We start from the raw sequence: 24,334 nt of genomic DNA, 5'->3' as shown, positions 1-24,334 counted from the left end.
AGGTGACGGAGGCGTGGCTCTGGTCTCGGTCATGTGCGGTCTGCTCGGTTCCGAGGGATGGAGGCGGGGCTCCGTTTCGGTCGTGTGCGGTTTGCTGGGCTCCTGAGCTGGCGGGAAAGGCGCGGCGCCCGTCCCTCCGTAACCAGTGTGTAAGAACCACGTTTGGTGTTTGGGCGTAGCGTTCGATGTGTGAACACGAACCAGACACGCCCTCGCGGGCACGCGTGGGCGGCGGCGCTCGTCGGCGTGGTCGCGGGTGCGGCCGGCCTCGGGATCGGCGAGCTCGTCGCGGGCCTGCTCAACCCGAAGTCATCCCCCATCGTCGCGGTCGGCGACGCCGCGGTCGACCAGACGCCCGCCGCGCTCAAAGACTGGGCCATCCGGACCTTCGGCACGAGTGACAAGGCGGTGCTGCTCTCCGGCATCGTCATCGTGCTGACCCTCATCGCCGCGGGCCTCGGGCTGCTCGCCCGCAGGCGGGTCGGATTCGGCACCACGGGGCTGATGCTCTTCGGAGTCGTGGGTGCGGCGGCGGCGATCACCCGGCCGGACTCCGGTTCGCTCGACGCCCTCCCGTCTCTGATCGGCGCGGGCGCCGGCGCTTGGACGCTGAGCATCCTGGCCCGCCGCGCCTGGCCCTTGGTGGAACCCGGTTACGAGGATCTCCACACCCACAGACCTCCCAAGACAACCCCCCAGCCATCCACGACTCCTGAAGCCTCCGCGGCCCCTGCATCTTCCACGGCTCCCGCGTCCTCTACGGCCCCCGCATCCTCCGCGACTCCCCAGCCCTCCACGAAAGCCTCGGTCGCCGGTGACGTGGTGCACAGGCCGGCGGTCATGCGCTCGGGGGCGCAGCTCCACGAGTTCGACCGGCGTGGCCTGCTGACGGGGGTCGCCGCGGGCGTCGTCATCGCCGGGGTCGGCGGGCTGGCCGGCCGCGGCCTCGCCGGCCGGCTGAGCGTCGACACCGAACGCGCGCGGATCGCGCTGCCCAAGCCGGTGAAGCCGGCGAAGGCCCTGCCCGCCGGGGTCGACCTCCGGCTCAAGGACCTACCGCCCTTCACCACCCCCAACCGCGACTTCTACCGCATCGACACGGCCCTGGTCATCCCCCAGGTGGATCCGAAGACCTGGAAACTGACGATCCACGGCATGGTCGACAGGCCCGTCGAGCTGACCTTCGCCGACCTGCTCAAGCGGCCGCTCATGGAGGCCGACGTCACGCTCACCTGCGTGTCCAACGATGTCGGCGGACCATACATCGGCAACGCCCGCTGGCTCGGCGCCCACCTGGCCGACGTGCTGCGCGAGGCGGGCATCCGCTCGGGGGCCGACATGCTGCTTTCCACGTCAGCCGATGGCTGGACCTGTGGCACCCCGGTGGACGTCGTGATGGACGGCAGGGACGCGATGCTCGCCGTCGCGATGAACGGGGAGGCGCTGCCCGTCTCCCACGGGTTCCCGGTGCGCCAGGTCGTCCCAGGGCTGTACGGCTACGTATCAGCCACCAAGTGGGTCACCGACATCAAGGTCACCCGCTTCGACCAGGACGAGGCGTACTGGACGCCGCGCGGCTGGGCGCCCAAGGGCCCGATCAAGACCGGGTCCCGGATCGACGTGCCCCGGGGCGGTTCCACGATTTCCGCCGGCCGCACGGCCATCGCGGGCGTCGCGTGGGCGCAGCACAGGGGCATCGACGCGGTAGAGGTACGGGTCGACAAGGGACCATGGCGGCAGGCACGCCTGGCCGAGGTGCCTGGACCCGACACCTGGCGCCAGTGGGCCGTCGATGACTGGCAGGCCACCCCTGGGCGGCACACCATCGAGGTCCGGGCCACGGACGCGACAGGCCAAACCCAGACCGCCGACTACGCACCCCCCACACCCGACGGGTCCAGCGGCTGGCACTCCATTTTGGTCGTCGTGAAGTAAACCCCCGCACGCGAGCGCAGTGAGGAGCCCGCGGTGTGGACTTGGTTGCTGACTCCAACCTCCCCGGCACGCGGAGCGAGGTGTGGAATTAGCGGTGTGGACTTGGTTGCTGGCTCTAACCTCCCCGGCACGCGGAGCGCGGTGTGGAGTCGGTGGTGTGGACTCGGTTGCCGACTCCAACGGCCCCGGCACGCGGAGCGAGGTGTGGAATTGGCGGTGTGGACTTGGTTGCCGCTCCAACTGGCCCGGTGTGCGGAGCGTGGCGTGTGGTTCCAGGTGAATCCGTCAATCGGCGGCCCCGGCGCACGCACCGCCCCTACGATCGGCCTCTGACCGGGTCGGTTCGGTAGTGGGGGGAACACATTGTCCGGAGCCAGTCACGGTGATCCGTCTGTCCAGGGGGCGTCACGGCGGTTGCTCGCGGGGGCGAGCTACAACCCCGTCGTCACCTCCGACGGAGTCCGGTGGCGCGATTACGAGTTGGCGGCGGAGGTCCCCGGCGACGAGTGGCGGCCCTTCCTGCGGACGCTCACCGTCCCCGACGGGCCCGTACGACACGATGGGCCCGCGCCCGCGTGGCATGACGGGTCCACACACGTGCGGCACAACGGGCCCGCACCCGTGCCGCACGACGGCTTCGCGCCTGGGAGGCACGCCGGATCAACGCCCATGTGGCACGACGGGTCCGCGCTCATGCGGCATGACGGGTCCGGGCCTGGGGGGCATGACGGGTCCGCACCCGTGTGGCATGACGGGTCTGCACCCGTGTGGCACGACGGGTCCCCGCCTGGGGGGCACGACGGGTCCGCGCTCGTGCGGCATGATGGGTCTGCACCCGTGTGGCACGACGGATCCGCACCTGGGGGGCACGACGGATTAGCGTCCATGTGGCATGACCGGTCCGCGCTCGTGCGGCACGACGGGTCCGCGCTCGTGCGGCACGACGGGTCCGCGCTCGTGCGGCACGATGGGCCCGCACCCGTGCGGCACGATGGGTCCTCGCGGCAGTACGACGGTCCGTCGCCACAGCGGCCGGGCGGTTGTCCACCGCAGCGGCAGGAAGGGTTGCTGCCGCAGTGGCCGGGGCCGGTGGGCGACTGGTTCGACACGCCGGGACGGCCGCCTCGCCTCGACACCTGCCGGTCGTACGGCACGCCCGGCGGCCTGGCGTGGCCGGACCCCCAGGTCCAGCGGGATCTGTGCCAGGCGGTGCCCGAGGGAGTGCGCTTCCCCGACCCGCGCGGCACCTGGATCCGCCTGATCAACGGGGAGGGCCCGTCGGAGGACCCCTTCCGGGCGACCAACTCCCTCGACTGCGCGCTCGCGGTGCTCTCGACCTGGCATGGGGAGCCGACGGTGGCGGCCCCGCGGCAGCCTGAGTACGACCGGCTGGGCAGGCCGTCGCTGACCGGGGAGCGGGGCGGGGTGGCTCGAGCCGAGCGCTGGCTGGGACATCGTTTCGAGTACGTCGGGCAGGGGCGGCGCGCGTACACCAACGTCGCGCAACGACTGGAGGCGGCCGGCCACGGCGCGGCCGCGGTGCTGATCTCACGCTGGCCGTCCGGGGGCAGCCACGTGTGGAACGCCGTCAACACCGCGGGCGAGGTGGTGTGGATCGACGCCCAGCGTGGGCACACCTCGGTGGACCCACCACCCGGCGCCGTCACCGGCGTCTTCTGCGTCGTGATCGACCGGCGAGGCCGACGCCTGTGAACGGGCAAGGGATGCCTCCCGGCCAAGGGTCGTCTGTCGGGCAAGGGGTGTTTCCCGGTCAAGGGATGTCTGCCGGGCCGGTGTCACCTAGCCAAGGGATGTCTGCCGGGCAAAAGGTGTCCCCCGGTCAAGGGTCGTCTGCCGGGCCGGTGTCACCTAGCCAAGGGATGTCTGCCGGGCAACCGGCGTCTTTGGCGCAAAAGGTGTTGGCGGGGCAAGCGATGTCTTCTGGGCAAGTGGTGTGTGGCGGTCAAGGGCTGTCTTCCGAGCAGGCGAGGGTGCTCGCCGAGGAGTACTTCAACGGCCCCCTCGCCGCGGAGGAGGCCACCGAAGTCGGGCTCTATGCCTTCGACGACGGCTATGTCGCCTGGGCAAAGCACCCCGAACCGGCCGATCCGAGCACCCTGCCCGCCACCGTGGGGGGCGGATGCGTCGTCATCGACCGGATCACCGGGGAACTTTCGATCCGCCCCCTGCTGAACCCCGAGGCCGTCGCCGACCAATGGCCGGGACGCCGCCCCCGATAAGGCCGTCCCGGCCACACACTCAACCCCGGGCGAGTTTCGATTCGCCCGGGGGTGGTGCCGGGGCTGTCGCGGATCGGTGGCTGGGGCGATGCCCCCGGTTAGGCCGTTTTGGCTGGACCCCACCCCCGGGCGAGTTTCGGTTCGCCCGCGTGTTGTGCCCCGGGGCTGTCGCGGATCGGTGGCTGGGGCGATGCCCCCGGTTAGGCCGTTTCGGCTGGACCCCGCCTTCGGGTGAGTTTGATTCGTCTCCTGCTGGACTTCGGGGCTGTCGCGGATCAGTGGCTGGGGCGATGCCCCCGGTTAGGCCGTTTCGGCTGGACCCCACCCCCGGGCGAGGTTCGGTGCGCCCGCGTGTTGTGCCCCGGGGCTGTCGCGGATCAGTGGCTGGGGCGACGTCCCCGGTAGAGCCGTCCCGGCCACACCGCTACCAGGCCCGGCTCGGGCGCGGGCTCAGCCGCGTCGCTGTCACTGCCTACCCGGCCACGGTCCCTGGCCGTCGTGGGTGGCCGCTGCTTTCGTCGTTGTGGGTGGTTTTGTCCAGCGCCGGGGCGGTGGGGTGTGGGGTGGTGAGGTCGGCGCCGTTAGCGGTGGTTCGCCGTTAGTGGTGGTTCGCCGTTAGTGGTGGTTCGCCGTTAGTGGTGGTTCGCTGTTGGTGGTGGTTGGCGGGGTGGGCCGTTGTGGGCAGTGCGTCACTCGCTCGCCAGGGAGGTGACGATGGAGGCTCGGGCGGCCTTGCGGGCGGGTAGTACGGCCGCGAGGACCCCGGCGACGCCCGACAGGAGGACGAACAGCAGCACCTGCGTCAGGGGGACCCGGAACAGGGTGTCCTCCACCAGGGTCTGGGTCGCGGCCCAGCCGAAGATCACGCCTAGTGTCACGCCGACGATCGCCCCGATGAGGCCGAGGATCAGCGCCTCCACCGAGAGCATCCTGCGGAGCTGTGGCCGGGTCAGGCCCAGCGCCCTGAGCAGCGCCGACTCCCGGGTCCGTTCGTGCACCGACAGGCTGAGCGTGTTCGCGATGCCCAGCAGCGAGATGAGGATCGCCAGGCCGAGCAGCCCCGTGATGATCATGAGCGTCATGTCGAGCACCTCGTCGAACTGGCTCCTGACCTCCGTCGAGCTGAGCACCTTGGCGGTCGGGTACGCCTGGGTCGCCGCCTCGACCGCCCTTCTGGAGACGTCGGCGGTCACGCCGTCCTTGGCGTTGACGAGCAGTTGGTGGTCGTCGAGCCGGCCGAAGTACTTCTCGAAGGCGCCGTCCGGCACCGTGACGGCAGGCAGCAGCATCGAGCCCGAGTCGATGACCCCGGCGACCGTGAGGTTCACGGTGCCCGCCTTCGGCGTGGTCAGCGAAATCGTGTCTCCCGGCTTCACCCGGAGGTTCGTGGCGATGTGGTCCGCCACCACCGCCGACCCCGTCGTGAAGCCCCGCATGGAGCCCTGCCGCAGGACCGGCTCGTACGGCCCGCTGAACGTGCCGACCTGCGTCCGGTCGCCGCCGATCCGGGCCTCGGTCTGCCGGATCTGCACCACCGAGGCCAGCTCGGGCCTGGCCCGCAGGCCGGCGGCGAGAGCCGGGGGCAGGGCGCCGTCACCGGGTCCCGAGGCGTTGGTCAACTGGGCGGAGACCATGTAGTCGACCGGGAACTGCTGGTCGAGCTGGGCCGTGTACGTGGCCCGGGTGGTCGCGGTGATGACCGAGATCAGCGTCATCAGCGTCACGCCGATCGTCAGCGCGACCGTCGTGGTGGCCGACCGCTTCGGGTTGCGCCGCGAGTTGTCCATCGCCAGCCTGCCGGGGACGCCGAACAGCTTGGCGGGCGCCCAGCCCGCGAACGCGCTGAGCGGCCTGACGATGACCGGCCCGAGGATCAGCACCGCGCAGAAGGTCAGCACGCCGCCGCCCATGACGACGAAGAGCCCTTCCGGCCCCGCCTCCAGGGAGACCCCGGCCGCCGTGGCACCCGCACCGGACGCCAGGAAGAGCGCGGCGAAAACGATCCGCACCAGACCGGCCTTGAACGTGTGCTCCTCGGTCTGGGTGCGCAGCGCCGCGATGGGGGCGACCTCGGTGGCCGTACGCGCGGGCAGCAGCGCCGCCCCGACGGTGACGACCAGGCCGATGACCAGGGCGAGCGCGATGGTCCGCGGCGCCAGCGACACGCCCGCGGAGGGCAGGTCCTGCCCGGTCGCCTTGAGCACGGCGAGCGCGCCCGCGCCGAGGCCGAGCCCGGTGATCAGGCCCACTGCCGACGAGACCAGCCCGACCGCCGTCGACTCCAGGATGATGGAACCGAAGATCTGTTTGCGGGTGGCCCCGATACACCGCATCAGCGCCATCTCCCTGGCACGCTGCGCGACCAGGATGTTGAACGTGTTGTAGATCACCAGTGCGGCCACCAGCATCGCGACGAGGCCGAACATCAGCAGCCCCAGCGTGAGGAACTCGGTGTTGGCGCCGTTGGTCCGGGCGAGCTCCTTGGCGAGCTGCTCGCCGGTCCAGACGCGGTACCCCGTGCCGCCGAGCGCCGACGCGACAGCGGTCTTCAGGCTCTCCGGCGAGACGCCGTCCGCCGCCAGGACGTCGATCTCGGTGAAGACCTTCTCGCCCGTCATCGCCTGCGCGGTGGCGGTGGTGAACCCCACCGCGCCCGAGTAGGCGAGGCGCTGGTCGATCCCCACATCGAAGAGCCCGACGACGTGGAAGGTGTGAGGCTCGCGGTCGCCGTCCAGCACCTCCACCGTGTCCCCGGGCGTGAAGCCCCGGGTCTTGGCGGTGTTCTCGTCGATGACGACCTGGTCACCGGCCGCCGGTGCGGTACCGGCGGTGATCGCCGTACGGTTCAGCCTGCCGGTGGCGATGGAGACGCCGGCGGTCGGAAAGTCACCGACGGCCTTGCCGTCCTTCCCGATCAGCGCGGCGTCCCCCTGGACGAGCCCTTGGGCGTCGGCGACGCCGGCGGCGGCGCGGACCTTGACCAGATCGCTCGCGAGGAGGCGGGCGGGCTTGTCACCGTCCGAGCGGGGAGGGAGCACCGCCACGTCCACCTTGTCGGCGGAGGCGGCGATCCGCTGGCCGAATCCGGCTTCGAGGGTGTCGGTGAGCACGAACGTGCCCGCGATGAACCCCACCCCCAGCGTGATCGCCAGCGAGGTGAGCAGGAGCCGGAGCTTGTGCCCCATCAGCCCTGCGAGAGTGGTGCGGATCACCTCAGCTCTCCAGCTTCATCAGCGTGTCGAGCACGGTCTGCGGGGAGGGCTCCGCAAGCTCGGTCACCAGCACGCCGTCGCGGAGGAACACCACGCGGCCGGCGTAGGAGGCGGCGACGGGGTCGTGCGTGACCATGACGATGGTCTGGCCGAGTTCGCGCACCGAGGTACGCAGGAACGACAGCACCTCCGCACCGCTGCGGGAGTCCAGGTTGCCGGTCGGCTCGTCGGCGAAGATGACCTGGGGCTTGCTGATGAGCGCCCGGGCGACCGCGACGCGCTGCTGCTGGCCGCCGGACAGCTCGCTGGGCTTGTGCTTGAGCCGGTCGCCGAGCCCGACGCTGCGGATGACCGTGTCGAACAGTTCCTGGTCGGCCTGGCGGCCCGCGATGTCCAGCGGCAGGCGGATGTTCTGCTCGGCGGTGAGCGTCGGGAGCAGGTTGAACGCCTGGAAGATGAAGCCGACCCGCTCACGCCGCAGCAGCGTGAGCTGCTTGTCTCCCAGCCGGGTGATGTCGACGTCCCCGATGCGCACCTGGCCTTCGGTGACGGTGTCCAGCCCGGCCAGGCAGTGCATCAAGGTGGACTTGCCGGAGCCCGACGGACCCATGATCGCGGTGAAGGCGCCGGAGTCGAATCCGACGTCGACCCCGCGTAGCGCGTGTACGGCGGCGTCGCCCTGGCCGTAGACCTTCGTCACTCCTGTGGCGACGACGGCGGCGGGCGCGGTCCGGCGGACGGCTTCCTCTCCGATGATGGTCACGTGATGGCTCCTCAAGCGCTAAGCAGTTGAAATGCGGAAATACCGCGAGATCAACGCTATTGCCGGTCCAACCGCGAACCATGGCTCCTGGGAACGGACCTCGTCTACCCCAGAGGGGACGGCGACGTGGGCCCCGTGCGACTGACGGGGTAGCCGTGACTCAGACTTTCGGCCGACGCCACGCCGGTCGAGGCCGCCGTCATGCCTCGGGGCCCTTGCCGAACGGCGTGATCAGGCCGGTCTCGTACGCGTAGACCACCACCTGCGCGCGGTCGCGCACCCCGAGCTTGGCGAGCACGCGGCCGAGGTGAGTCTTCACCGTGGCCTCCGCGAGGGTCAGCCGCTCCGCGATCTCGAGGTTGGACAGGCCCCGCCCCACCAGCACCAGGACCTCGCGCTCCCTGACGGTGAGCTGCCGCAGGCCGTCCGGCTCCGCCGCCGTGCCGGGCAGGTGGGCGGCGAACCGCTCCAGCAGCCTCCTGGTCGTGCTGGGCGCCACCACCGCGTCCCCCACATGCACGGAGTGGATCGCGCTGATGAGGTCGGACGGCGGCACGTCCTTGAGGAGGAACCCCGAGGCCCCCGCCTTCAACGCCGAGAAGGCGTACTCGTCGAGGTCGAAGGTCGTCAGGATCAGCACTTTGGGCGGGTCGGCCATGGCCCGGATCAGCCGGGTCGCCTCCACGCCGTCCATGCGCGGCATGCGCACGTCCATCAGCACGACGTCGGCCTGTACCGAGCCGAGCAACTCCACCGCGGCGGCGCCGTCGGCGGCCTCCCCGACGACGTCGATGTCGGGCTGGGCCCCGAGGACCATGCGGAATCCGGTGCGGACCAGCTCCTGGTCGTCGACGAGCACCACTTTGACGCTCACGCCGCCCTGCTCACGGGAAGTCGCACGGCCACCTGAAACCCTCCTCCGGGGCACGGGGAAGCGTGGACGCTTCCGTCGTACATCGCGACGCGTTCCCGCATGCCGATCAGCCCGTGCCCGTCGATGCTGCGGGGCGCCGCCGCGCCCCGCCCGTCGTCGGTCACGCGCAACCTGACCTCCCGCGGACCGTACTCCATCTCGACCCGTGCCCGGGTGCCGGGACCACCGTGCTTCAGCGCGTTGGTGAGGGCCTCCTGGACGATGCGGAAGATGACCAGTTGCTCGCCCTCCGGCAGCTCACGGCGGGCGCCGGTGACCGTGAACTCCACCGGCAGGCCCGACTGGCGGATGTGCGTCACCAGCCCGTCGAGCTCCCCGACGCCGGGCTGCGGCGCGTAGTCCTCCTCGTGCCCGTCGTCCTGCCTGAGCACCCCGACCAGGCGGCGCATCTCGGCGAGCGCCTGCCGTCCGGTGCTCGAGATCGTCTGTACGGCCCGTCGCGCCTGCTCGGGGTCGCTGTCGATGGTGTATCCCGCGCCGTCGGCCTGGACGATCATCACGCTCACGTTGTGGGCGACGACGTCGTGGAGCTCGCGGGCGATGCGCGCGCGTTCGGCCGCGGTGGCGATACGGGCCTGCTGGTCGCGCTCGTGCTCGGCGCGTTCGGCCCGCTCCTCCAGGCCTTCGAGGTAACGCCGCCGGGTGTTGGCGTAGATCCCGCCCATCCAGGTCACGACGACGAAGAGCGAGCCGGAGGCCATGCTCCACGGGCTCAGCTCGCCCCAGCGGATCAGTGCCAGGCACACTCCCAGCTCGACCACCGCCCCGGCGGCGATGGCCCAGCGGAGGCGGCGGTACGAGGCCACGCCGTACATGGCCACCAGGACCGCGAGGTTGGCCGGGATCGGCTCGATCGGGGCCAGCCACTGGCCGAAGCTGATGAGGGCGATGGCGGCGAACACGTGGACGGGACGGCGTCGCCGCCAGACGAGCGGGGCCATGAGCGCGGCGCTCAGCGCCAGATAGCCGAAGGCGCCGAGATTGATCACGCCCGGCAGGTGCCCGTCACCCGAGTAGTTTCCGGCCGCCGACAGGCAGATGAAAATGATCGGCGCGATGAAGAGCGCGTCGACCAGCCCCTCGTTGCGGGATCCCCAGGCGCGTAGTCTACCGAACACGATTCAACCCTACGTTCGCCCAGTTCAACGACCTTCCCTCTGGAGAGGGATCTGCGTCTACGACCCAGGTCGTACGGGACGAAATGGCTTACACCGCTCTTACGTCCCATACGGAATAGTTCTTGTTGGGAGCACCTCCGGGTGAGTAAAGGGAGATCGAGATGCCGGGTAGAAAGACGACGGGTCGCGTGGCATGGGGGAACCGCCACGCGACCCCGAGGACCTGATCGCCTCCACTTCCCACGCTTGACGCCCCACGCCCAGCGGGCTGATTGCGATTAGAGCCGCCTTCACCGGTTGAAGGCGGCTCTCGTACGTTCGGGGGCACGCCCGCCGACTACGGGTCGCCCCAGCACGTCGCTGCGGCCGTGATCGCCGACATCGCCCACTGGCTGGCCCCCCGCCAGGGGAAGATCGCCCGACTCGGAGCTATCGCACCCGCTTGACGGCGTCCATGGTCGCTTCCTCGGCGGAGACCCAGTTGCCGGCCACGGTCCTCAACGCGGGCAACCACGTGCCGGGCTCGTCCCGGCTGCCTGCGAGCTGTTCTGCCGCGCTGTTGCGCATGGCGCTGAAGGCGAAGGCGAGATGCGTGCCGACCGCCCCGAACCCGGGCAAGCCGACCTCGACGGTCCTGGCGAGCTCGTACGCTTCGCCGAGTGTCGCGGCGGCGCTGGTATCCAGGTCCTTGCCGAGAGCCAGGATGGACTCGGGATGGATGCGCTTGAGATCATCGACCTGCTTGGCCGTCGGTGCTCGAAACCCCTGCGGCGCGGCGGTCCCCGCCCCGAGCTCCTTCGGCCAGGGCACGGTCCTCACGCTCTCCTCCAGGGCCGGAGCGGCCGTGATGGCGACGTGGAATGCGCCGGAGCCGCCCCAGATGGCGGCCGGCACACCTGTGAAGGCGAGTGTCGCGCCGGTGGTCAGGGGCGCTTTGGTCAGACGGACCAACATGGGCAACCGTGATGCCGCGGTGGTGAACAGGTCCGCCGCCCAAGCGTTGGCCACTTTCAGGCCCTCGACGAGGCGCCCCACCGCCACCTGCGCTCTCATCGCCGCGAGGCTCGCCGCGGACTGCGCCGCGACGTTGGCGCCGGGTAGCGGCCTGGTCACGACATACGCGGCAGAGTGGTTGAGGAGCATCGAGCCGAGGACCATGGACGTGGTCCCGACGTGGGAGTAGGAGAGGGCGTTTCCGCGAAGCGTGCTCGCCATGTCGTCGTACATGTCCGCGGCCTGTTCGAGCGCTCCTTGGTAGGGCCGCAGACGGGTAGCGAAGAAGGCGTCCTTCCCCTTCTCGTCCCAACTGCCCGCGTGTTGGTGGACCCTCTCCGTCATCTCGCTGTTCGCGGAGCGGACGAGCTTGGCCACCTTTTCGAATCTCTCGGCGCTGTGCCACATCTGAGCCGGGTCGGAGACCATGGCGCCCAGCACGAGGGCGATCGACGAGTAAGGCGGGAAGACGCTCGCGGCCAATGCCGCGTTCGACGCACCCCAGACACTCGGAGCCGAAGTGATGAAGTCACCGGGCGTAGCCCCCATAGGGGTTGCTCCTCACGCGAGGGAAGGCGCCTTGCCGGGTGGGGTCGGTGGGATTCGAACCCACACTGTCAGGTACCTAAAACCTGTGCCTCCTGCCATTGGGCTACGACCCCGCGCATGTACGGCTTGCGCCATCCTAGTTGAGCACGGGGCGGCAGCCGTACAGATTAGACCAGGCCGAGATCTTTGCGGAGCCGTGCGACGTGACCTGTGGCCTTCACGTTGTACAGCGCCTTCTCGATCTTGCCGTCGGCGTCGATGACGAAGGTCGATCGCAGCACGCCGACCGTCGTCTTGCCGTACATCGTCTTCTCGCCGTAGACGCCGTACGCCTGGTGCACCCCGAGATCGGGGTCGGAGAGCAGCGGGAACGTCAGCGAGTCGCGCTCGGCGAACTTCGCCAGCTTCTGTGGGGAGTCCTTCGACACGCCGAGCACGGCGACCCCTGCGGCGGTCAGGCTTTCGAGGCTGTCGCGGAAGTCGCACGCCTGCTTGGTGCAGCCGGGCGTCATCGCGGCCGGGTAGAAGTAGAGGATGACCCGCTTGCCGCGGAACGATTCCAAGCTGATGTTCGTGCCTTCGGCGTCGGGCAGGGTGAAGTCGGGTGCTGCGTCGCCGGGCTCGAGTCTCGTCTGCGTCACGGTGACAACCTACCGGCACGCCCACCGTGCCGGATGGTTACCCGACCTGACAGACTGATCGCGCAAACGTAGCGGCGAGCCGAGCGAGGGCGGCTCGCCCGGGAGGAAGAGAAGGGGATCGTCATGGCGGACACCGATCCCGAGGCGCTCGAGAAGGAAATCGAGCGCACCCGGGCGGAGCTGGCACTCACTGTGGACGCCATCGCGGACCGCGTCAGCCCCAAGCGGGTCGCGGAGCGTGGTGTGGCCAGGGTGAAGGCCAACGCCGAGCAACTGGTCACGGCGGCCCGCGACATGGTCGTCGGCGTGGCCTTTCCGGCGAAGTTCGCAGAGCAGGCGTCTTATGGAGACGACGAGCACGGCTGGCAGGACGACTACCCGGCACGCAACCTCGCACCGATCCTCATCGGCGTGGGCGCCGTCGTGGTGGTGGGCGCCGCCATCGCCCTCTGGCGCCGGCGCCGCGGCTGACCCACCGGGTCACAGACAGCGGCGGCCGGCCCGTCGGGTCAGAAGAAGCGGCGGCCGGTTCATCGGGTCAGAGGGAAGCGGCGGCTGACCCACCGGGTCACAGACAGCGCCGGTCGGCTCGTCGGGTCAGAGGAAGCGGCGGCCGGCCCGTCGGGTCACAGGAAGGTGCGGCCCTCACCGCGGTAGGTCGGCACGGTCTCGATCACGCGGTCGCCCTCGACCAGGTGCAGCGCGTCGAAGCGCTCGCAGAGCTCTCCCGCCTTGGCGTGGCGGAACCACACCCGGTCGCCGATCCTCAGGTCGTGGGCCGCCTGGCCGAGCAAGGGGGTCTGGACCTCGCCCGCGCCCTCATTGGGGTCGTAGCGCAGCCCGGCCGGAAGGTAGGGCTGCGGCAGGCGGGAAGGCCCGGGGGAGCCCGAGGCGTGGTAGCCGCCGCCAAGGACGGTCACCGTGCCGGGGACGGGCCTGCGCACGACCGGAAGCGCGAACAGCGCGGCGGGGCGGCCGGTGAAGCTCCGGTAGAAGTCGAACAGGCGCGGGTGGTAGAAGCCCGAGCCTGCGGCGATCTCGGTGACCGCCTTCTCGCGTGTGGTCTTCTCCAGCGAGCCCGTGCCGCCGCCGTTGACGAACTCCAGGTCGGTGATCTGCTGGACCGCCTCGACGATGCGTCCTCTGCGGCTCGCCAGCTCCCGCTGCGACCGGGCCTGCATCCACCGGATCGCCTGGCCGTACGGCCCGGGCACCCGGTCGCCCATACCGGCGACCTGCGCCTCGTAGGCCATCAGGCCGGCCAGCCGGAACCCGGGACGCTTGGCGATCTCCGCGGCCAGCTCCACCGCCTGCTCCGGCTCCCTCACGGGGGAACGCAGCACTCCGGCGCGGAACTTGCCGGCGAGCATGGTGAAGCCCGCGTCGATATCAAGGCAGATGCGTAGCTCGTGGCGTGAGTGCACGCCGTCGACCGCCTCGTCGATGGCGTCCAGATGCTCCGAGCAGTCGACCATCAGCGTGATCTCCCGCGCCGCCCGGGGGTCGCCCGCGAGCTGGGCCAGCGCCCCGCGGTCGGCCGTGGGGTAGGCCACGAGGATGTCGGAGAACCCGTCCGCGGCCAGCCACAACGCCTCGGGAAGCGTGAACGCCATGACTCCGGCGAAGCCGTCCATCTCCAGCACGCGCTTGAGGATGGCCCGGCAGCGGATCGACTTGCTGGCCACCCGGATCGGCTTCCCCCGAGCCCGGCGTGCCATTGAGGCGCCGTTGGTCTGGAGCGCGGCCAGGTCGACAATCGCGAAGGGAGGGTCCAGATCCGCGGTGGCGCGGTCGTAGCGCTGGCGGTCGTCCATGACCGAAGCTTAAACCGGGGGCCGAAATGAGCCTAGGTCACATTGGCCTAGGCCCTGGTGCGGCTTGCAGCGAACGGGGGCCGGCTGGACATGTCCGGTCCCACGGGCGGGCCGCCCCGGAACCCTCGTGGGTACAGTGGCTGGATCGGGTGGACCGCCGGCAGGTCGCCGAGGCGCGAACGTCCAGCATGATCGTTCTCGGTCGCCGCGGGCCACACGGGCGCGCCGGGCCCGCTGCGTGAGCGGCTGCGCCGAGTGACGTTCCGGCCTTCAGTGCCCGGTGTGGGACGGCTTGCGCCGTAGGCCCTCGAAGGCCAGCCCCGCCGCCATGCACGCCACCGGAATTACCGGCAGGACGTACCGGTGGTCGAACGCCGCGATCAGCGGGGGCAGGAGGAGCAGCGTCACGGCGACGGCCCACGGCAGGAGTCCCGGACCGCCCAGCCGTCGCCAGCGCACGAGGACGCCGAACAGGCCCGCGAGCAGGATCACCGCCAGGAGGGGACCCCGGAGGTAGCCCTGCTCCTGGTAGTCGCGCAGGAGCCCGGCATACGGCTCGACCACCACGGTGTCGGCGCTGCGTCCCTGGTAGGCGGCGGTGAGCTGAGGCGCCGTACGGCCGGAGGACGCGACCTTGTCGGTGAACGGCTTGATCGACCCGGGGAAGACGTAGGCGCTCTGCGGGCCGGGGGTGGGGTACACCCGGCGTGTCCATTCGAAGCTCCACAGGGCGTCCCTGATGCCGGTCAGCAGGAAGTCGACCGGCTGCGCCTTGATCGCCTGTGTGGTGAACAGTCCCGCGAGCCGTTCGCGGTCGGAGTCCTTCTTGACCTTGGCGAGAGGTGACCGGGCGTCCCAGATGTAGACGGGGGGCGCGGGACGGGCGCCGACGGGCTCGTCAGGGCAGAGGACCTTCTCCTCGCCCAGCGGTTTGATCTTCGCGCAGTCGGCGAAGCTCATCGTGCGTGCCCAGAGCCAGACGTTGCTCTGGCCGAGGCCGTAGCTTCCGTGCTCGCTGTGGAACCACACCGCGTAGCCGCCGATGCCGATGGCCCCGGCGAGCGCGCAGGCCAGCACCGCGCGCAGGCACGCCCGCGCGAGCACCATGCAGACGAGCGCGACGATCAGGACGGGGAGCCCTACGGTCCGCGTGAGGGTGGCGGCCGTCAGCAGCAGCCCGGCCGCGGCGGCCGTCCACACCGTGGGCCGGTCCCGCCAGAGCAGGACGGTGACCGCCACCGTCACCAGGAAGGTGAACAGCAGGTCAGCCATGATCAGATGCTCGAGCTGGACCATGTGGACGTCGAACAGCACCGGAACGGCCGCCAGCGTCGCGCCCCATCCGGGCAGTGCGGTCCGGCGGCGGAGCAGCGCGTAGACGCACACCGCCATGCCGAGCCCGAGCAGATGCTGGACGGCCACGACGGCACCGAAGCTCTCCAGCGGCCGGAGCGGCCACAGGAAGAGCGAGTAACCCGAAGGGCGCGAATCGAGCGGCTGGGGGTCGAGGGCGGCGTTGACGTAGACGAACGAGTCGGCCCAGAACCAGAGCGCCGGGCGGTAACCCAGCATGGCGACCGCTCTGAGGGCCGCGCCCGCGACCAGCGCGAGAAGGAAGACCCAGTGAGCCCACAGGAACGACCGACCGAACCCGGCCCCCACCGCACTCCCGCCCTGCGCCGAACTCCCGCCCTGCGCCGTGCTCCCGGCATGGGTCGTGCTGCCGGGACTGGCGGAATGTGTCGCTGGGGAGGTGGCGTGCGCGCTGGATGTCTCCGCGGCCGTGGGGCCGGCCGCGTTCGGATCCGTGCCCGGCAGCACCTGGACCTCCTCAGGGGGACGACAGGCCCTTCATGCTAGGCGCACCCCACAACCCGCCGCGCCCCTCATCCACAGGCTCCCCGGACCCCGCGTCGTGAACGAGACGGCCGCCGGCCCTCTCCGGCGCGAGGCTCTCGATGGTCGGCCCGGCAGGCCGGGGCTCTCTCGGGTCGGCAGGCGGGCACTACAAAGATGGACCTGGGTGAGGTGAGAGCCGATCAAATGAAGGCCCACCCGGCACCCATTTGATCGGGGAACCCATTTGCCGCCCACCCAGCATGGGCCCACCTGCTGTCCGCCGGGGTGGTGCCGATGATTGGCCGGCGGGTGGGATCTTTGTGCGCGGTGCGCGTCGGCACCTGCGAGGACGGACCGAGGACGATCGGCTTTCGCATCCGCCTGTCGTAGGCGCGCGTCTTGACAGGCAGCCATATGGCTGCCTAAGTTAAAAGGCAGCCGGATGGCTGCATATCGACCGGCGGCAACCTGGGTACGAGGGGCGGACATGGACGAGGTGTTCAAGGCTCTGGCCGATCCGAGCCGGCGCGCGCTGCTCGACGCGCTCAACGCCCGCAACGGGCAGACGCTGCGCGAGCTGTGCGCCGGGCTCGACATGGCCAGGCAGTCCGTCAGCAAGCACCTCGCGGTGTTGGAGGAGGCCGGGCTCGTCGCCACCGTGCGGCGGGGCCGGGAGAAGCTGCACTACCTCAACGCCGCGCCCGTGCACGAGATCGCCCACCGGTGGATCAGCCGCTACGACCGGGCCAGGGTCCAAGCCCTGGCAGATCTGAAACTCGCCCTGGAGGAGACCTCGATGGACGCGCCGACCTTCGTCTACACCACCTACATCCGCACCACCCCGCAGAAGCTCTGGCAGGCGCTGACCGAGCCCGCCTTCACCCGCCGCTACTGGGCCACGGAGTTCACCACGGACTGGTCCGTCGGCTCGCCGATGACCTGGGACAACCACGGCGTGCTGATCAGCGACCCGGAGCAGGTCGTGCTGGAGGCCGAACCCTACAGCCGGCTCTCCTACACCTGGCACGCCATCACCCCGGAGCTCGCCAAGCGCTTCGGCTGGGACGAGGAGCTGCTCGCCCGGCTGTCCGGCGAGGCCCGCTCAAAGGTCACCTTCACGATTGAGGAGGCCGCGCAGGTCGTGAAGCTCACCGTCGTGCACGACGGCTTCGAGCCCGGATCGGGCCTGGCCGAGATGGTCAGCCACGGCTGGCCGAACGTGGTGTCGAGCCTGAAGTCGCTGCTGGAGACCGGCGAACCGCTGCCGGACGATGCGTGACCTCCCCGATCGGGGCTCGACGACGTCGCGAGGTGCCGCCGGACCGGCCCGCCGAGGCGACCGCCCAGAGGGAAGCTCAGTCCTTCTCGATGATGAGGTCCAAGCCGTGCTCAACGAGCCGGTGGTAGTAGCGGGCAAGCTGTCGCAGATTGTTCAGCACCCGCTTGAACGCTTCGTCGTCACGTTCGGTCTGGGACACCTTGTAGACGCCGAGAGCCCACATGTCGGCGACAAAGAACTCTTGACGGGCAGCCGCTACGTCGATCGCATCGATCGTGGCGGCTGCTTCGGCGAGGAAGGATGCCGTGGAGCACCGCCATGGAACGCCTTGACCACCGGTGGCATGATCGGCGAAGGGCCGGTCCCCTTCGATGATCCGGTACGGCAGTGACCGTTCCCGCTCGGGCCAGCCGGTCAGCGCTCTGTAGCCCGCCGGGTCGAGGAGATATTCGGCCTGGCCGTACGAGCGGTCCGGGTAGGGGCGGGCGATGCCGAAACCTTCCGGAAGGGTGGCCAGCAGTTCGCGGCTGACGTCAGGCAACGGCTCGTCATAGGGGGAGGGGGAAGTGAAAGGCGGATGAAGCGAGGCGAACTCCCACGCCTGTGCGTCGACCTGAATGAGACGCACCGCAGGTGAGTTCAGCCGAACCGGCGAGGCCGATAGATCGAGTCCCACAAGAGGCTTCTTCCGTCAGAGACACGTGATCGGGCAGGTGCGCAACGTCTGTCGTAAGACGCGCCGAAGTTTAGGACGAGACGGCGGACAAGGGCCATCAGGGTGTCGACCACTGTCATACCGTTGCTTTGAGTTCGTACGCGGAGTCGCAGCTAGGCGAAGAGAAGGTCGCGGTGGACGGCTAAGCCAGTGAACCCCGCCCGGCGCCCATTTGATCGGGGCACCCAGTTGCCGCCAGAGTCAGCCGGTCAGGCCGGCGTCGTGGGCTAGTAGGGCGATCTGAGTACGGTTGTTAAGATCGAGCTTGTTAAGGATTCGTGACATGTGGGCTTTCACCGTTGCGACGCTCATGAACAGCTCGCTGCTGATCTCAGCGTTGGACCTGCCCCGGCCCACGGCGACGGCCACCTCTCGTTCCCGGTCGCTGAGCCGGCCCAGGACGGTTCTGGCGTGCCGCCGTCGGGCGTCGGCGCCGGTGTCGCTGATGTGGGCGATCAGTTGCCTGGTCACCGTGGGCGACAGGATCGGCTCACCGGCCGACACCCGAGATATCGCGCGCAGGATCTCGGTCGGCGGTGTGTGTTTGAGCAGGAAACCGCTGGCACCGGCACGCAGCGCGCGGAGCACGTACTCGTCGGCGTCGAAGGTGGTCAGGACGATGACCTCGGGCGGGTCGGTCCGGGCGCGGAGCAGTTCGGTGGCGGCGAGGCCGTCGAGCGTGGGCATGCGGATGTCCATCAGCACCACGTCCGGGGCACAGGCGTCTACCGCGGCAGCCACTTCGGCTCCGTCGGCCGCCTCGCCCACCATGTTCAGGGCGGGTGAGGCGCCGATGATCATCGCGAGGCCCGCCCGGACGAGCGGGTCGTCATCGACGATGAGGACCCGGACCGGGGCGTTCACGTCGGCCATGGCAGCCACGCCCACAGCCGGAAGTCACCTGCGGGGGTACGACCGTGCTCCAGTCGTCCGCCGGCGAGGCCGGTCCGCTCGCTGAGCCCGATGAGGCCGGCACCGCCGCCTGGGATGCCTGCGGTGTCGGCGGCGCTCACCAGGCAAGGGTTGCGTATCTCGACGGTCAGGCCGTCGCCCGCGGACCCGTGCACGGCCACCGATACCTCGGCATCGCGGGCGTGCTTGCGGGCGTTCGTCAAACCCTCCTGCACGATCCGGTAAGCGCTACGTCCGATCGCCGCCGGTGCGGCCGTCGGGTCGGACACCTGACATTCGAGCCGCACCCGCATCCCGACGCGCCGCGACTGGTCGACGAGTTCGGGGAGGTCGACCAGGGTTGGCTGGGGCCGGTCCGGCGGCTCATCGGCCCCATCCACATCGACTCGGTCGGCGCGGAGCACGCCGATCACCTCCCGGAGATCCTCCAGCGCCTGGTAGGCGCTCTCCCGGATCACCCCGGCGGCGCGGGCGACCTCATCGGGCGGCGCTCCGGGACGCAGCTCCAGCGCCCCGGCGTGCAGGCTGAGCAGGGAAAGGCGGTGGGCCAGCACATCGTGCATCTCCCTGGCGATCCGGTTCCGCTCGGCCTGGCGGGCTTGGGCTACCCGCAGTTCCTGTTCGGCCACGGCCCGCCGGACCCGTTCGCGCCGCGCCGCGACGAGCTGCTGTCGCCGGGCGCGGACGAACATGCCCCAGGCGAGGACCGCAGCGGCGCAGGCGACTCCCAGCACGACCTGCGACCAGTGCGACACCGACACGTCCGGTCGCACCAGCAGCGATACGGACGAGGTGAGCGCATACCCGGCCGTGATCGGGCCGACCACCGCGAAGCGCCGGTGCACCGCGACGGTGAACAGCGCGATCATTGCCACGCCGGCGGCGGACATCGAATAGATGCTGAACAAACCCACGATGACCGCTAAACCGACCGGCCAGCGCCGGCGCAGCCACATCCCGAGACAGCTCAGCCCGCCGAGGATGAGGTCCACGGCGAACGGCACCGGTGGGAGGTGCTGTTCGATGCTGTCGATCAGGGTGAGCACCGTGAAGGCGATTGCCAGCAGAAAACACAGGACGTCGACCACCCAGTCGCGCACCGAGCGCCCGGTCAGGCGCACCTCGTCGGGGTCGGGGCCGCTGACCAGTCCAGCGGGTAGCGGGATCTCATCATTCAGGACCGCCGGGGTCGCCACGGTCAAAATATACGGCGGCGCCCGGCCCTCCGGCATCCGACCAAAGTAGATGCCGGAATGGCGACTTTCGGCGGGCTGATGTCGACTTCGGACCGAAGCGGTGTACCCGGCCGCTCCGGCAGCCTGATCTGCATCGTCAGAGCGACTGGCCTCGGCGGGAAATCCCCACTGCGTTGAGGACAAGCCGTGGAGAGCGTACTCGCAGACAGGTGTTCTCCCGGTTCCTGGGCTCCTTGGCCGCGCTTCGACGACATCTAGCGACATCTAGCCCTTGAATGGTACAGAAAGGCGATGAGGCCAAGATGAGTGACGTACGAGGAAAGCTTTCGACGCTGTGGATCGTCGTATTGTTCAATATGATCTACGCCGATATCCTCGGTTTCCTGAACCCCGAATTCCTCCGGGGACTCATGACGGGGTACGCGGAAGGCGTTCGAGTCACTCAACAACTCTTGGTGGCATCCGCGGTCATGGTCGAGGTTCCGATCTTGATGGTGGTGCTGTCTCGAACGTTGAAACCAACGGTGAACCGTTGGGTCAACTTCGTGGCGATCGCCCTGACCGCGGCATTCGTCATCGGCGGCGGATCGACAAGTCCGCACTACCTCGTCCTGGCCGCCATGGAATTGGTGTGCCTGGCACTCATCCTGCGCCTCGCATGGCGATGGCGCGAGGAAACACCACCCACCACGACCCCGTGAGCCCTCCGCGACCCCTTTTCTTCCTGAAAAGTCAGGTCCCAACGGGGCCGGGCATGTCCGAAGCCCGGCCGGTCGTGGGCATCTCCTATACCTGCTGGTCTTAGGTGGTTTCCGGGCTGGGTGGGAAGCAAATGGGCGCCCCAACCAATGGGTGCCGGGTGGGGCGTATATCCCGTTTGTAGTAATGCTCAGCACTCGATGACGTTGACAGCCAAACCGCCTCGGCTGGTCTCCTTGTACTTGTCGAGCATGTCCCGTCCCGTATCCCGCATGGTCTTGATGGCCTTGTCCAGGGAGACGAAGTGGCGGCCGTCGCCGCGTAGGGCGATGCGGGATGCGGCGATGGCCTTGATGGAGGCGACCGCGTTGCGCTCGATGCACGGGATCTGGACCAGGCCGCCGATGGGGTCGCAGGTCAGGCCGAGGTTGTGCTCGATGCCGATCTCCGCGGCGTTCTCGACCTGCTCAGGCGTGCCGCCGAGCACCTCGGTGAGGCCTGCCGCCGCCATCGAGCAGGCCGAGCCCACCTCGCCCTGGCAGCCCACCTCGGCACCGGAGATGGAGGCGTTCTCCTTGAACAGCACGCCGATCGCCCCGGCCGTGAGCAGGAAACGCACGACGCCCTCTTCGTCGGCCTGCGGGGTGAACCGGTCGTAGTAGGTCAGCACCGCCGGAATGATGCCCGCGGCCCCGTTGGTGGGCGCGGTGACGATGCGCCCGCCCGCGGCGTTCTCCTCGTTCACGGCGAGGGCGAACAGCGTGACCCAGTCCATCGTCTGGAGCGGGTCCTTCTCGGGGGCCTCGACCTGCAGCCGGCGCAGAAGCTGGTTGGCCCGCCGCTTGACCTTGAGGCCGCCCGGGAGCACGCCTTCCTTGGCGGAGCCCCGTCGTACGCACTCGGCCATGACCTGCCAGAGCCTGAGCAGCTCAGCACGGATCTCCGCCTCGGTCCGCCCGAAGGCCTGCTCGTTCTCCAGCATCAGCCCGGAGATCGACAGGCCGCTCTCCGCGCAGTGGGCGAGGAGCTCCGCCGCCGTGGTGAAGGGGTAGGGGAGCTCGGTGTCGTCGGCCTTGATGCGGTCGGCCCCGGTGGCGTTCTCGTCCACGACGAAGCCGCCGCCCACCGAGTAGTAGGTCTTCTCGCGTAGGGACTCGCCCTCCGCGGAGAAGGCGGTGAAACGCATCCCGTTGGGATGGTGCGGGAGGGAGATCTTCCGTTCGAAGACCAGGTCCTCGCCGATGACGAACGGGATCTCATGCGAGCCGTACAACGTCACGGTGCCGGACGCGCGCATCCGCGCGATCCGCTCGTCGACGGTGTCGACGTCGACCAGTTCGGGCTTCTCGCCCGACAGGCCCAGCAGGACCGCCTTGTCGCTGCCGTGCCCCTTGCCGGTCAGCCCGAGCGAGCCGTAGAGGATGACCTCGACCCGGGCGGTCTTCTCCAGTAACCCGTCGTGGTCAAGTCCTCGGGCGAACTTGTGCGCCGCCGCCATCGGGCCGCCCGTGTGGGAGCTCGACGGCCCAATGCCGATCTTGAACAGATCGAAGACGCTGATCGCCATTGATCTCCGCCCTTCGGAACGGGTTGTGCTCGGAATGCTCCGGCGAGCACAGGTGGCACGCCGCGACCACCGGGTTCGGCCGAGGTGACGGTGGTACCTCGGCCGAGCCCGAAGGCCAGGTGATCGGTCGTCGAGGCGCCGGCCATGGGAGGGGTGGATCCCTGCGTGGCCGGTCCTCGGGATGAGGGACGGGGTATCGGGGACCGTCAGGACTCGGCGGAGGTGACGGTGGCGTACTGCTCGTGGGTGAGGAGCTCCTCAGGGGTGCCCTCGATGCGCACACGGAACAACCAGCCCTCGCCGTACGGGTCGGAGTTGACCAGCGAGGGGTCGTCCACGACGGTCTGGTTGACCTCGACGACCTCACCGGTGACCGGGGCGTAGATGTCACTGACGGACTTGGTGGACTCGACCTCCCCGATGGCGTCCCCGGACTCGATGGTCGCACCCGTCTCGGGCAACTGAACGTAGACCACGTCACCCAGCGCGTCAGCGGCGTACGCCGTGATGCCCACGGTCACGGTGAGGCCGTCGTCGAGACCGGCCACCCACTCGTGCTCCTTGGTGTAGCTGAGCTCCTCGGGAATGCTGCTCACATGCTCCTCCGGTAAAAAGGCAGGTCAACCACGTCGACCGGTTCATGGCTACCACGGATGTCGACCGCGAGCCCTTCGGACACGTTGGTGTCCACATAGGCCATCGCGATCGGCTTGCCGAGGGACTGGGAAGGCGCGCCGCTGGTGACCTCTCCAACGACGGTGCCGTCGGTCCGCGACACCACGGGGTAGCCGTGGCGCGGTACTCGGCGACCCCGCGCGACCAGGCCGGTCAGGCGCCGGCGCGGGGGGACGTCCTTCAGCGGCGCGAGGGCCGCGCGGCCGACGAAGTCGCCCGGCTTGTCGAACTTCACGACGCGGCCGAGGCCGGCGTCGAAGGGGGTCAGCCCGGCGTTCAGCTCGTTGCCGTAAAGCGGCATTCCCGCTTCCAGGCGCAGCGTGTCGCGGGCGGACAGCCCGGCGGGACGCAGGCCGTACGCGTCGCCAGCCTTGGTGAGCTCCTGCCACAGCGGCACGGCGTCCTCGGCGGCGACGAACAGCTCGAAGCCGTCCTCGCCGGTGTATCCGGTGCGCGCGATCAGGGCCTCGGACCCGGCGACGGTGGCGGGCAGTCCCGCGTAGTACTTCAGGCCGGCCAGATCGGCGTCGGTGAGCGAGCCGACGATCTCCTGGGCGCGCGGCCCCTGGACGGCGATCAGGGCGTAGCGGTCGGACCGGTCGTCGACCTCGGCATCGAAACCGCCGGCCCGCGCGGTGAGCTCGGCGGCCACCCGCTCGTAGTTGGAGGCGTTGGCCACGACGAGGAACTCCTCGTCGCCCAGGCGATAGACGATCAGGTCGTCGAGCACGCCGCCGTCCTCGGCGCAGATCATGGTGTAGCGGGCGCGGCCGGGTTCCAGCGCCGACAGGTGGCCGACCAGCGCGTGGTCGAGCGACTCACCTGCCTGCCGGCCGGTGACGAAGATCTCGCCCATGTGGGAGAGGTCGAACAGCCCGGCGGCCATGCGCACCGCGTTGTGCTCGGCGGACTCGCTGCCGTAACGCAAGGGCATGAGCCAGCCGGCGAAGTCGGTGAGCGTCGCGCCGAGGCTCTCGTGCACCTCGCGGAGCGGTGTGGGTCGGGACATGATGCGCACCTCAGACAGGGTTGGATGAGAGCATCCTCCCCCTCTGTCATCGGTGCCTGAGAGTTTCGCCCGGGATTTACCGGACTTTCACCTTCGGCGAGGCCCGCGTAGGGGGCCTGCTTTCCAGAGATCACCTGGCCCGCGCGGTCCTTTGCCTTGTGAGGTTCGCGGGGAGGACTTGCTCCTTCAGGGGTCCTGACCGGATGTCAGGACGCTCTCCCGCACGGGATCATCGGTGTTCCCG

20 protein-coding genes, 1 tRNA gene and 2 riboswitches are annotated in these 24,334 nt (G+C 69.6%); of the genes, 6 read left to right on the top strand and 15 right to left on the bottom strand.

Annotated features, from left to right (window positions below; translation table 11 throughout):
* The first annotated feature begins 189 nt into the window (after nucleotides 1–189).
* The 3 genes from ABD810_RS32470 to ABD810_RS32460 all read left to right on the top strand — a co-directional run bounded on the left by ABD810_RS32470 (nucleotide 190) and on the right by ABD810_RS32460 (nucleotide 4,175).
* The gene (locus ABD810_RS32470; RefSeq protein WP_344949541.1) at nucleotides 190–1,935 is read left to right on the top strand and encodes a molybdopterin-dependent oxidoreductase; all 1,746 of its coding nucleotides are present in this window, start codon (nucleotides 190–192) and stop codon (nucleotides 1,933–1,935) included.
* Between the two features lie 885 nt (nucleotides 1,936–2,820).
* Nucleotides 2,821–3,648 (top strand): toxin glutamine deamidase domain-containing protein, encoded by an 828-nt coding sequence (locus ABD810_RS32465; RefSeq protein ID WP_344949538.1) that lies wholly within the window; start codon nucleotides 2,821–2,823, stop codon nucleotides 3,646–3,648.
* A 221-nt stretch (nucleotides 3,649–3,869) separates the two neighbouring features.
* Nucleotides 3,870–4,175, top strand: a complete 306-nt coding sequence (locus tag ABD810_RS32460; protein WP_344949535.1) for a hypothetical protein — start codon at nucleotides 3,870–3,872, stop codon at nucleotides 4,173–4,175.
* Nucleotides 4,176–4,864: 689 nt separating this feature from the next.
* Here the strand turns inward: ABD810_RS32460 and ABD810_RS32455 are convergent.
* From ABD810_RS32455 to bcp, 7 genes are all read right to left on the bottom strand, one after another.
* Nucleotides 4,865–7,387: an ABC transporter permease gene (locus ABD810_RS32455; RefSeq protein ID WP_344949532.1), complete on the bottom strand. Its 2,523-nt coding sequence runs from the start codon at nucleotides 7,385–7,387 to the stop codon at nucleotides 4,865–4,867.
* Nucleotide 7,388: 1 nt separating this feature from the next.
* Complete coding sequence (locus ABD810_RS32450) at nucleotides 7,389–8,150, bottom strand: ABC transporter ATP-binding protein (RefSeq protein WP_344949529.1); 762 nt, start codon at nucleotides 8,148–8,150, stop codon at nucleotides 7,389–7,391.
* A gap of 199 nt (nucleotides 8,151–8,349) precedes the next feature.
* Complete coding sequence (locus tag ABD810_RS32445; protein ID WP_344949527.1) at nucleotides 8,350–9,024, bottom strand: response regulator transcription factor; 675 nt, start codon at nucleotides 9,022–9,024, stop codon at nucleotides 8,350–8,352.
* Entirely contained in the window at nucleotides 9,021–10,202 is a 1,182-nt protein-coding gene (locus ABD810_RS32440) for a sensor histidine kinase (protein WP_344949525.1), read from the bottom strand. The genes ABD810_RS32445 and ABD810_RS32440 overlap by 4 nt, the downstream gene beginning before the upstream one ends.
* 429 nt (nucleotides 10,203–10,631) lie before the next feature.
* Nucleotides 10,632–11,744, bottom strand: coding sequence for a WXG100 family type VII secretion target (locus ABD810_RS32435; protein ID WP_344949522.1), 1,113 nt, complete (start codon nucleotides 11,742–11,744; stop codon nucleotides 10,632–10,634).
* A gap of 39 nt (nucleotides 11,745–11,783) precedes the next feature.
* Nucleotides 11,784–11,857: transfer RNA gene (locus ABD810_RS32430), tRNA-Leu, on the bottom strand.
* A gap of 54 nt (nucleotides 11,858–11,911) precedes the next feature.
* On the bottom strand, nucleotides 11,912–12,385 hold the full coding sequence (gene bcp, locus ABD810_RS32425; protein WP_344949519.1) for a thioredoxin-dependent thiol peroxidase: 474 nt from the start codon (nucleotides 12,383–12,385) through the stop codon (nucleotides 11,912–11,914).
* A gap of 123 nt (nucleotides 12,386–12,508) precedes the next feature.
* On the opposite strand from bcp, the gene ABD810_RS32420 reads away from it, so the two are divergent.
* The gene (locus ABD810_RS32420; protein WP_344949516.1) at nucleotides 12,509–12,856 is read left to right on the top strand and encodes a DUF3618 domain-containing protein; all 348 of its coding nucleotides are present in this window, start codon (nucleotides 12,509–12,511) and stop codon (nucleotides 12,854–12,856) included.
* A 155-nt stretch (nucleotides 12,857–13,011) separates the two neighbouring features.
* On the opposite strand, the gene ABD810_RS32415 is transcribed toward ABD810_RS32420, so the two are convergent.
* Nucleotides 13,012–14,199 carry an amino acid deaminase/aldolase gene (locus ABD810_RS32415; RefSeq protein ID WP_344949513.1) on the bottom strand — a complete coding sequence of 396 codons (1,188 nt, stop codon included), beginning with the start codon at nucleotides 14,197–14,199 and terminating at the stop codon, nucleotides 13,012–13,014.
* A gap of 270 nt (nucleotides 14,200–14,469) precedes the next feature.
* Nucleotides 14,470–16,020, bottom strand: coding sequence for a hypothetical protein (locus ABD810_RS32410; RefSeq protein ID WP_344949510.1), 1,551 nt, complete (start codon nucleotides 16,018–16,020; stop codon nucleotides 14,470–14,472).
* 505 nt (nucleotides 16,021–16,525) lie between these two features.
* On the opposite strand from ABD810_RS32410, the gene ABD810_RS32405 reads away from it, so the two are divergent.
* Complete coding sequence (locus ABD810_RS32405; protein ID WP_344949508.1) at nucleotides 16,526–17,317, top strand: ArsR/SmtB family transcription factor; 792 nt, start codon at nucleotides 16,526–16,528, stop codon at nucleotides 17,315–17,317.
* Between the two features lie 76 nt (nucleotides 17,318–17,393).
* Here ABD810_RS32405 and ABD810_RS32400 read toward each other — a convergent pair whose 3' ends face one another.
* The 3 genes from ABD810_RS32400 to ABD810_RS32390 all read right to left on the bottom strand — a co-directional run bounded on the left by ABD810_RS32400 (nucleotide 17,394) and on the right by ABD810_RS32390 (nucleotide 20,323).
* On the bottom strand, nucleotides 17,394–17,993 hold the full coding sequence (locus ABD810_RS32400) for a DUF1877 family protein (RefSeq protein ID WP_344949505.1): 600 nt from the start codon (nucleotides 17,991–17,993) through the stop codon (nucleotides 17,394–17,396).
* Nucleotides 17,994–18,233: 240 nt separating this feature from the next.
* Nucleotides 18,234–18,905, bottom strand: a complete 672-nt coding sequence (locus ABD810_RS32395; RefSeq protein WP_344949503.1) for a response regulator — start codon at nucleotides 18,903–18,905, stop codon at nucleotides 18,234–18,236.
* On the bottom strand, nucleotides 18,893–20,323 hold the full coding sequence (locus ABD810_RS32390; protein WP_344949500.1) for a sensor histidine kinase: 1,431 nt from the start codon (nucleotides 20,321–20,323) through the stop codon (nucleotides 18,893–18,895). Before ABD810_RS32390 ends, ABD810_RS32395 begins: the two co-directional genes overlap by 13 nt.
* A 119-nt stretch (nucleotides 20,324–20,442) precedes the next feature.
* Here ABD810_RS32390 and ABD810_RS32385 point away from each other — a divergent pair, with 119 nt between their 5' ends.
* Complete coding sequence (locus ABD810_RS32385) at nucleotides 20,443–20,841, top strand: DUF6326 family protein (protein WP_344949496.1); 399 nt, start codon at nucleotides 20,443–20,445, stop codon at nucleotides 20,839–20,841.
* Between the two features lie 188 nt (nucleotides 20,842–21,029).
* Here ABD810_RS32385 and ABD810_RS32380 read toward each other — a convergent pair whose 3' ends face one another.
* The 3 genes from ABD810_RS32380 to gcvT all read right to left on the bottom strand — a co-directional run bounded on the left by ABD810_RS32380 (nucleotide 21,030) and on the right by gcvT (nucleotide 24,090).
* A complete protein-coding gene (locus tag ABD810_RS32380; protein ID WP_344949493.1) occupies nucleotides 21,030–22,406 on the bottom strand; it encodes an L-serine ammonia-lyase in 1,377 nt (458 codons plus the stop codon).
* 206 nt (nucleotides 22,407–22,612) lie between these two features.
* Entirely contained in the window at nucleotides 22,613–23,002 is a 390-nt protein-coding gene (gcvH, locus tag ABD810_RS32375; protein ID WP_344949491.1) for a glycine cleavage system protein GcvH, read from the bottom strand.
* Nucleotides 22,999–24,090 (bottom strand): glycine cleavage system aminomethyltransferase GcvT, encoded by a 1,092-nt coding sequence (gene gcvT / locus ABD810_RS32370; RefSeq protein WP_344949489.1) that lies wholly within the window; start codon nucleotides 24,088–24,090, stop codon nucleotides 22,999–23,001. Before gcvT ends, gcvH begins: the two co-directional genes overlap by 4 nt.
* Before the next feature lie 33 nt (nucleotides 24,091–24,123).
* A riboswitch (glycine riboswitch) is annotated at nucleotides 24,124–24,224 on the bottom strand.
* Nucleotides 24,225–24,322: riboswitch (glycine riboswitch) on the bottom strand.
* Between the last annotated feature and the right edge of the window lie 12 nt (nucleotides 24,323–24,334).

The sequence above is a fragment of the Sphaerisporangium flaviroseum genome, from assembly GCF_039537005.1.
GTDB classification, from domain to species: Bacteria; Actinomycetota; Actinomycetes; order Streptosporangiales; family Streptosporangiaceae; genus Sphaerisporangium; species Sphaerisporangium flaviroseum.
This window is presented reverse-complemented; position numbering and strand designations above follow the sequence as displayed.

Coding starts and splice junctions, on each gene's coding strand:
- ABD810_RS32465 (WP_344949538.1), top strand. CDS start 2,821: ATGTGGCATGACCGGTCCGCGCTCGTGCGGCACGACGGGTCCGCGCTC.
- ABD810_RS32460 (WP_344949535.1), top strand. CDS start 3,870: ATGTCTTCTGGGCAAGTGGTGTGTGGCGGTCAAGGGCTGTCTTCCGAG.
- ABD810_RS32435 (WP_344949522.1), bottom strand. CDS start 11,744: ATGGGGGCTACGCCCGGTGACTTCATCACTTCGGCTCCGAGTGTCTGG.
- ABD810_RS32420 (WP_344949516.1), top strand. CDS start 12,509: ATGGCGGACACCGATCCCGAGGCGCTCGAGAAGGAAATCGAGCGCACC.
- ABD810_RS32415 (WP_344949513.1), bottom strand. CDS start 14,199: ATGGACGACCGCCAGCGCTACGACCGCGCCACCGCGGATCTGGACCCT.
- ABD810_RS32405 (WP_344949508.1), top strand. CDS start 16,526: ATGGACGAGGTGTTCAAGGCTCTGGCCGATCCGAGCCGGCGCGCGCTG.
- ABD810_RS32395 (WP_344949503.1), bottom strand. CDS start 18,905: ATGGCCGACGTGAACGCCCCGGTCCGGGTCCTCATCGTCGATGACGAC.
- ABD810_RS32385 (WP_344949496.1), top strand. CDS start 20,443: ATGAGTGACGTACGAGGAAAGCTTTCGACGCTGTGGATCGTCGTATTG.
- ABD810_RS32380 (WP_344949493.1), bottom strand. CDS start 22,406: ATGGCGATCAGCGTCTTCGATCTGTTCAAGATCGGCATTGGGCCGTCG.
- gcvT (WP_344949489.1), bottom strand. CDS start 24,090: ATGTCCCGACCCACACCGCTCCGCGAGGTGCACGAGAGCCTCGGCGCG.